The sequence below is a fragment of the Fodinibius sp. genome, assembly GCF_041642155.1.
Taxonomy (GTDB): Bacteria; Bacteroidota; Rhodothermia; order Balneolales; family Balneolaceae; genus Fodinibius.
Map to the genome: position 1 here is coordinate 1 of NZ_JBEPWZ010000215.1, position 5,281 is coordinate 5,281.

Here is a 5,281-nt window from a genome sequence, read left to right on the forward strand (position 1 = left end):
CTTTTCAACTTTTTCCTGCTCGGCGTCTTCGGACATGGTCCCCCTATCCAAAATAATCCGGTTCATTGCCGGCCTTCCACTTGATGTTGCAGCCCATACTTGGCTTTTGTTCTTCTTTTATCTCTTCATCAAACAGCAGGTCGACCGCTTCGCGTATATCTTTTCCTGTTACGGGCTTGTCATTACCGGGGCGACTGTCGTCGAACTGTCCCCTGTACACCAGCTTGTCATTCTCATCAAACAGGAAAAAATCAGGCGTGCAGGCTGCACGGTATGCCTTGGCCACTTCCTGGGTGCCGTCGTACAGATAGGGAAATGAAAATTGTTTCTCGCGGGCCAGGGCTGCCATCTTAACGGGACTGTCATCCGGGTAATTCTCTACATCATTCGAGCTGATAGCAACAACCCCTATGCCCTTTTGCTGCAGGTCCCGTACGGTGATAACAAATTCATCCAGGATATGCTGGACGAATGGACAGTGATTACAGATAAATACAACCAGTAATCCCTTGGCGTTGTCAAAATCTTTCAGCGAAACGAGCTGGTTGTTTATGGTATCAAATAATCTAAATTGGGGAGCTTGGGTACCAAGTTCCAACATGGTGGATGGGGTGTCAGACATAATACAATAATATTTATTAGCTGTTTTTATTCTGTTAACTCAAAGATACAAAAAGTTTAACCGTGCAGTGGCCTGAATATATAAAATGCTGTGAGAGATGTGAATAAAAAAGCCCAATATCTATATGTTTTTTAGCGGTAATTTATGTTTAGAAAGCTAATAAAACAGTACCATAGATATTGGGCCGGGCTATGTAAGTTCCTATACGCAAAAAGAGGGGAAATGTTAGACCTTTTTTTTAAGCGTTTCCATCCATCGTACCATGGTATGGTCCAAGCTGTTCTTACAACTTGCTTTAAGGACAACAGGCCGCCACATCTCAAAACAAATGCAGCTGCCCCTGTTCCGGCCGCCTGAAGTATTTGGACGACAGCGGATTCCATTTCCTGTTAAGTCCCAGTTTTTTTGTCTGTATAGCAAACATCTCCCTAATTTGATCCGAAAAAGCCCCTTCTCCCCTGAAGCGATCACCGAATTCACTTTTATTCAGCTTCCCTCCCTTCATATCCCTGATACGATTAAGCACTTTTTCCTTTCTGTCCGGGAAATGATGCTCCAGCCACTCCTGAAACAGGTCTTTTACGCCGTAGGGGAGCCGCACGATGGTGTAGCCGGCATGCGAAGCGCCCGCCTCTTTTGCAGCTTTCAAGATATCCGCACACTCATGATCGGTCAATCCCGGTATGATGGGGGCGACATTTACCCCCACCGAAATCCCCGCGCCGGCGAGTTTCTCGATAGCCTTCAGTCGGCGATACGGCTGGGAGGTCCGCGGTTCCATGATCCGGGCCAAATCCCGGTCGAGGGTGGTGACGGAAAGCGTTACATGGGCGGCATTATATTCTGCAAGTTCGCCGAGCAGGTCCATATCGCGCGTTACCAGGTAGTTCTTGGTAATGATGCTGACCGGATTCCGTGCTTCGGCAAAAACCCCGAGACAGCTGCGGGTGATTTCAAGCTCCCGCTCCACCGGCTGATAGGGATCGGTAACGCCGCTCATGATAACAGGCTCAGGCTTCCAGCTTTTGGAAGCAAACCGGGCCCGCAGTTTTTCCGCCGCATCATACTTGACCATGATGCGCGACTCAAAATCGAGTCCCGCCGAAAACCCCAGGTACTCGTGAGTGGGACGCGCATAGCAATAAATACAGCCATGCTCGCACCCTCGGTACGGGTTCAGTCCATAGGTAAACGGGATATCGGGACTGTCGTTTTTGGATAGAATATCTTTGGTATTGTCGCGGATAAGCCTGGTTTTCTGAGCGGGTTTCTGGCCGGTCTCCTCATCCAGATCATAATCGAGATACGCATCCTCGAACCGGTTGGCCGGGTTGTCGGAAGCGCCCCGGCCACGCAGGGGGGGTTTTTGACTATCCTTCGGCATGCTGTACGCCTATTATCTTTATTATTCTTTTCGTCATGCTAACAGGATAACAAAAACAGTGACAACATCGTGTCATCCCCTGGCCATCAATGTTGCTCCATATTTAATGTTTGGCTGTTATTCTCCCTCCTTTCGTCGAATGAATCCGCTCAGACTGTAATGATAACAGCGTTCATTCACCGGTTTCAAAGCCGGTCCACGAGTGGACCTTTCTCCGATTCACCAGAAATGAAAGGGAGCAAGGAGGTACGGGCAGTAGGCAGTGGAGGGGATTTTTATCCCCAACACGCCTTTAAAATAAAAATGGCCCCGAACGTCACGCCCGGGGCCAAACCTCTCTCGTCAAAATGTTAATGCCTCTTAAAATCAAACATGATCATACTTATTCACAGGCTATATTCTGGAAGGCATCGTCCCAGCACATTTTTTCGCCATCTTCTATTACATATCCGGTTTTTGTATCAGTATCCCAGAATACGGTATCGGTATCAGAATTTCCGGCATCCGTAAATACCATCGTGTGCTCTGCCCCATTTTGCTCATAGTCAAAAGCGGTATCCACAGAACCATCGTCATTGTAAAGATCAGTATTGATCGTCCTTTCCGTCTCACTGGTCACATCCCATTCGGTTTTAGCAGCAGGCTTTTCCGTGGTACCATCTTCTTCATAGGCATTGAACGTCCAGCTGCCCTGCGAGCCGTCGTCGCTGGTCGTCCCTTCCATCACTTTATAATTATAGCCGCCGCCCTGGCCGTCATCATAGGCGACAAACATGGCCCAACTGACGGAAGAGCCTACGTCCTCGGCCGTAAACTGCATAGAGATGCTTTCGCCTTCAACCGAGTGATCATACGTCCACACCCATTGTCCGTCATTAAAATCAGGGGATTCGTCGTATGCAGGATTTAAAAATCCCATATAAAGCTGCCCGAAAGAAGTAAAAAACGTCCCGAAAATAGCTTTGAAACGTGCGTTGGTATAGTTGGAATAATGGTCATCCAAAATTTGACTTTCCTTTTCCTTCTGTCCCTGCGGGTTATTCTCTTCAAAGTAAGATACATCGGGCTGGGCTACTTCTGTTAAATCCGGTATCTGGGGAGGATTTTCCTCGACATCCGGTCCGGTACTGCTGCTGTCGTCTCCGCATCCTGTGAAGCCAACAAACAGGATGGCCATTAATACTGCATAGCTTATTTTTTTCATAACATCTCCTCAACTTTAGGATTTATTTAAAAGGTTGTTCTATTAGGTAATACGTACTCACCCGATAAAACAGCTCAAAAAAATTTCCATTAAGTATCGAACTCAGCCCGCGTTTCTCACCAAGAAATCTGGTTGCCTGCAAGGCGTCGCGAAAATGGTGGCGGAAGCGTACCTGAGTACGTTGAGTACACCATTTTTGGGACAACGCAGCATACGGGAAAATTTCGCAGCGTACGACAGAGTGTCATTTGTGACAAGACTCTAACATAAATGAAATATACTATACATCAATGGCTTGGAGGCTTCACAAAATTATTTTGTGAGAAATGCGGGTTGGAGGATCGTGATGATAGCCAGGCGGGTTGAGTCAGATTTTGGGATCTTTTGAGGCGAAGAGTGGGTCTATTTAGAGTGGGTCTATTTAGAGTGGGTCTATTTAACGAAAAAGAGCTCGGAATATGGGCAAATCCGATGGACTCGCAGTAGACTTTGCTACGTCCGGCATACTCCTATTAAGTACCTGTTAAAAAGAGTTTTTAGTAACCTTTTATGCCCGGTAGACCGTCTTGATGTTTACAAACTCCCTGATGCCGAGGTGGGATAGTTCCCGGCCGTAACCGGACTGCTTTATCCCCCCGAACGGCAGTCGGGGATCGGATTTTACAAATGCATTGACGAAGCAACAGCCGGCTTCCAATTCTTCGGCGGCAATCCGTTCAGCGTGGTCTGCATCCCTGGAAAAGACGGCGGCCCCGAGCCCAAAATCGGAATCGTTGGCAACCCGGATGGCTTCCTGCTCATCTTTTACCCGGATGACCGAAGCAACCGGACCAAAAAGCTCTTCTTCATAGGCCGGCATACCTTTCGTTACGTTCGTCAATATTGTCGAGGAATAATAGGTCCCTTTGCGATCGGGGATTTTGCCTCCCAAAATACACTCAGCGCCGGCATCGACACTTTGCTGAACCTGCTCGTGGAGTTCATCCCGCAAATCCTCGCGCGCCATGGGCCCGATATCAACGTTTTCCTCAAAAGGATCACCCAGGCGTTTTTCCTTCATCCGGTCGACCATATTCTCTATAAAAAGATCGTAGTTATCCTTCACGACAATAAACCGCTTCGCGGCAATACAACTTTGTCCCCCGTTGATTAGCCGGGAAGTAACGCAGGTCTCGGCCGCTTGTTCGATATCGGCGTCAGCCAGTATAAGGTAGGGATCACTGCCGCCCAGCTCCAATACGGTTTTTTTTACCAGGCTTCCCGCCGTCGATGCCACGGCTTTGCCGGCCCGGGTGCTCCCGGTTAGCGTGACGGCCGCGATATGTTCACTGGAGATGACTCCCTCCACCCGGTCACTGCCTGCAACCAGCGTTCGGAACAGGGGTTTCGGAATGCCCGCTTCATGCATGAGCTCTTCAATGGCGATGGCGCAACCGGTGACGTTGGAGGCGTGCTTTAAGACAGCAGCATTGCCCGCCATCAGGGCCGGAGCGGCAAACCGGAAAAGCTGCCAGAACGGGAAGTTCCAGGGCATAATCGCCAGCACCGTGCCCAGCGGGTTATAGGTAATATAGCTTTTGCCGGCATCCGACTCGATCATTTCATCTTCGAGAAACTGTTCGGCGTGATCGGCGTAATAGCGGCAGACCCAGGCGCATTTCTCACTTTCTGACTTGCCCTGCGGAAGTGGTTTCCCCATTTCACGCGCCATAAGCCCGGCATACGTTTCTTTGTTTGTTTCCAACAGGTCCGCCACTTTTCGAAGCAGCGCGGCACGCTCCTCAAAGCTGCGCCTGCCCCAATGGGATTGCGCCTCATCCGCCTCTTGAACGATCGTATCAAGCTCCTGGCTGTTCATCTCTTTGTAGGTGGCTACGACTTCACCCGTAGCGGGATTTACAGATTCCATAACGCGTCTCTTTACTTTGGAGGTTCAGTTGAGGTATCATAACCTAAAACAAAAGCGTTACATTCCCTGCCTATTTATTCTTCTGCCAGACGGTAAATATTGCCATCAAAGGCGCAGATATACAACTCGTTGTCCGAATCCACTCCAAATGACGAAATGCCT

General features: G+C 49.0%; 4 protein-coding genes. All 4 read right to left on the bottom strand.

Annotation, left to right across the window (positions count from 1 at the left end):
* Window positions 1–43: 43 nt before the first annotated feature.
* Window positions 44–622, bottom strand: coding sequence for a thioredoxin family protein (locus ACESLU_RS11270; protein WP_372638749.1), 579 nt, complete (start codon window positions 620–622; stop codon window positions 44–46).
* 319 nt (window positions 623–941) lie between these two features.
* The gene (locus tag ACESLU_RS11275) at window positions 942–2,006 is read right to left on the bottom strand and encodes a PA0069 family radical SAM protein (RefSeq protein ID WP_372638750.1); all 1,065 of its coding nucleotides are present in this window, start codon (window positions 2,004–2,006) and stop codon (window positions 942–944) included.
* A gap of 382 nt (window positions 2,007–2,388) precedes the next feature.
* Window positions 2,389–3,210: a hypothetical protein gene (locus ACESLU_RS11280; protein WP_372638751.1), complete on the bottom strand. Its 822-nt coding sequence runs from the start codon at window positions 3,208–3,210 to the stop codon at window positions 2,389–2,391.
* 547 nt (window positions 3,211–3,757) lie between these two features.
* Window positions 3,758–5,119 (bottom strand): NAD-dependent succinate-semialdehyde dehydrogenase, encoded by a 1,362-nt coding sequence (locus tag ACESLU_RS11285; protein WP_372638752.1) that lies wholly within the window; start codon window positions 5,117–5,119, stop codon window positions 3,758–3,760.
* Window positions 5,120–5,281 lie beyond the last annotated feature (162 nt).